Source organism: Frankia sp. CoBUL1, assembly GCF_978021245.1.
The window spans coordinates 1-2,863 of sequence record NZ_CDXDOS010000348.1; the positions used below are offsets into that span (position 1 = coordinate 1).

Here is a 2,863-nt window from a genome sequence, read left to right on the forward strand (position 1 = left end):
GGCTCAGTGACGCCGCGTTTCCGGTGTCCGGATAGAGCAGGCCGAATCTGATCGCGTCCGGAGCGACGCCCGGCGCCGCGCAGGCCGGGGACGCGGTCGGCCCGTCGGTGGAGACCCGGCAGCCGACCGCTCCCAAGCCGATCAGGAGGCTCACGAGCCCGAGCAGCGCGGCCCGGCGGTCCGCACGACGGCGCCGAGGCCGGTGCGGCCCGACTCCCAGAGCCGTGACGCTCCTCACTCCATCAAGCCTGAACCAGAAGAACCACTCTTCGGTGCCATTCCGTTGATTTTGTGAGATTCACCGAAGATCGATCGCTCCCGGTTTCAGGATCCGATCCCGCTTCGGGCTCCCCACGCGGTACCGCGTGGGGAGCGATACCGCGTGGGGGTGCGGCCCGGTCGGCCCGGTCAGTCCGGTCGGCCCGGTCAGTCCGGTCGGCCCGGTCAGAACGCCGCCGCGGCGGCCCGGGCGATGGCCTGGTCAAGGGGGGCGGGACCACCGCTCACCCCGACGGCCCCCACGATCACCCCGTTCCGCCACAGCGGCAGCGCACCGGGCAGACCGGTGACGACCGGTTCCGCCGGCGACGGACGCTCCCGTCCGACGCGGTCGTCACCCGTGGCAGGTGCCTCGCCGCCGGCATGCGCCTCGCCGCCAGCGTGTCCCTCGCCACCGGTATGACTGACCAGATGGGCCGGCGGAGCCCAGGCCCGAGCCGCGCACGCCTTGTCGACGGAGATATCCGCGGTCTCGAGCCGGGCATTGTCCATCCGGACGTGGGCAACCAGAATTCCGGCATGGTCAACGACAGCAATGTTAACCGGTTGACCGAGGTGAACCGCATATTTCTCCCCGGCGGCAATGATCCGACGGGCGTCCTCGAGCGATACGGTCATCCGCGACTCTCCCCATAAAGCGGCGTTCCGGTGCGCTTGACCATAGGCCCTGGTTGACCGTCAGGTGGTGGAAGGCGCGCCGCGTAACCACCGTCGCGCATGGCACTCCCGAGCGGCGAACGGCAGGATACAGGTGGACACCGGGTATCCCCGGGCCCCCGGCCGGGGAACCGGAGGGTCAGGTCGCGGCGACGAGCGGGAGGACGGCCCGGGGGCAGCGGTGGATCAACCTGCTGGAGAGATAGCCGCCGCCCAGCAGGTCCAGCAGAGCACCGGCGCCCGGATGATCCAGCCGGCCGACCCGGTGCAGGCCGCGCAGACGCAACAGACCGGGCAGGTGCGCCTCGATGGCTCGCTGGTCGGGCCGGGGAGCTCCATCGAGCCAGGTGTCGAACCGCGCGCCGGTCATGATTTCCCACACGACCGTGTCCGCGACGGCACCGGTGCCGTCGGTGACGGTCACCAGATGGGGTACCCGGATCAGATCGGCGAAGCCGCTGAGATCCGGCCGCACCCCGGCGGTGACGACGTTGTCACCGACCTCCGGCTCGCAGCCGGACCCGGGGGGGCCGCCGGGGGCGGGCGTACCGCCTGCTCCCGGCCGTCTCAGGGCATTGCGCAGATGAGAGGCGAACGCCAAGGCCAGCGCGCTGCGGCCTGGCGGGCTGGCCTGAGCGTGCAGGACGATGGCGTCGACTCCCGGCGCGCGGAGCCGCTCGGCCGCCGCGCGAACCAGCCAGGCCGGCTCGACCAGGACGAAACCGACCTGCGCGCGCCGCCGCTCCTCGATGGCGTCGCAGCCGCGGATGGCGTCGCAGCCGCGTCCCGACGGGGTCCGCACCCTCATGGACTCGTGAATCCACTGGCAGGTGATGAGTCCGTCGGCACCGGGAAGTGAGAGGAGCGGCAGATCCTCCGAGCTGAAGATCCGTTCAGGGATCGACGTGGGCATGCTGTCTCCGTCTCGCCACGCGCCCGCCCGGACCGGGCGGGCACCGCCCCCCAGGCCACAATCGGCCGCGGTGCCCACACCGTCCACGACCCGGCGTGGGATCCCTGCATAGGGAGCCCACGCGGCGATGGAACGCACCCGCCTCGTCGAGGCTGCCGGAACCGGGAAGGCCATGACGGGTGCGACTACTGGAGCAGGTTGTCGAAGTCGCCGTCTTTGGCCCCGAGTATCAGAGCCTCGATTTCAGCTCGGGTATACACCAGAGCGGGTCCGTTTGGATGCCGAGAGTTACGGACGGCAACTTCGTCACCCGGAAGCTTCGCCATTTCGACGCAGTTTCCCTGCGAGTTGCTCCGACGGCTCTTCTGCCATGTCACGCGCTGCAGTGCCGCGGCGGACATACCGCTGTAGATCTTGGTCATGTCGATCTCCTGAAGCCCCGGAAAGCCATGCCGCCACGGCCCCGACCCACGCCGTCCGCTCGCCATACCACCGACGGGCCAACCAGCGACCGCCGGCCGACCGCCAGCCAAACCCACGATGGAACACCCCCCCGGAAGACCATCCCATCATGCCAGCGTGTGCGGCTGCACGAACTTTGGCTCACGATACAGCACGGTCGGGTGCACGTGCATCAAGCGGGCGACAGATGCCCGGCCCGATGCCTCGCGCCGCCGCGGCCTCCACGCCGAACCAGTGCCGAGGCGGCCCCAGGGAAGCCCAAAGAAAGATCAAGAGAAAATCAAGGGAGCATCGACAGCTTCCGACGGGGGCGCCGATGATGTTGATATAACTACCGAAAGCACTAAAAATCCCATGGCAAGAACCATAAAAGCACCACGAATCTGCGCCCAGTCCGTCCGTGGGGCTCCGCAGAAGGACCATGGACGGGCCTCGACCCCACTAGGCGAAACGTCCGAAAAATCCGAAGAGTGACGAATCCGACCCGTGCGCCGGGCAGCCGTACAAGGCGGTCGCGGACCGAGCCGGGAGAAAAAGATCCCCGGACTTAGC

3 protein-coding genes are annotated in these 2,863 nt (G+C 69.0%); all 3 read right to left on the reverse strand.

Annotated elements, in window-relative coordinates:
* Nucleotides 1-444: 444 nt before the first annotated feature.
* Nucleotides 445-897 (reverse strand): heme-binding protein, encoded by a 453-nt coding sequence (locus AC08OX_RS16690; RefSeq protein WP_476608667.1) that lies wholly within the window; start codon nucleotides 895-897, stop codon nucleotides 445-447.
* Between the two features lie 178 nt (nucleotides 898-1,075).
* Nucleotides 1,076-1,849, reverse strand: coding sequence for a hypothetical protein (locus AC08OX_RS16695; RefSeq protein WP_476608668.1), 774 nt, complete (start codon nucleotides 1,847-1,849; stop codon nucleotides 1,076-1,078).
* Between the two features lie 185 nt (nucleotides 1,850-2,034).
* Complete coding sequence (locus tag AC08OX_RS16700; protein ID WP_011437824.1) at nucleotides 2,035-2,271, reverse strand: DUF397 domain-containing protein; 237 nt, start codon at nucleotides 2,269-2,271, stop codon at nucleotides 2,035-2,037.
* Nucleotides 2,272-2,863 lie beyond the last annotated feature (592 nt).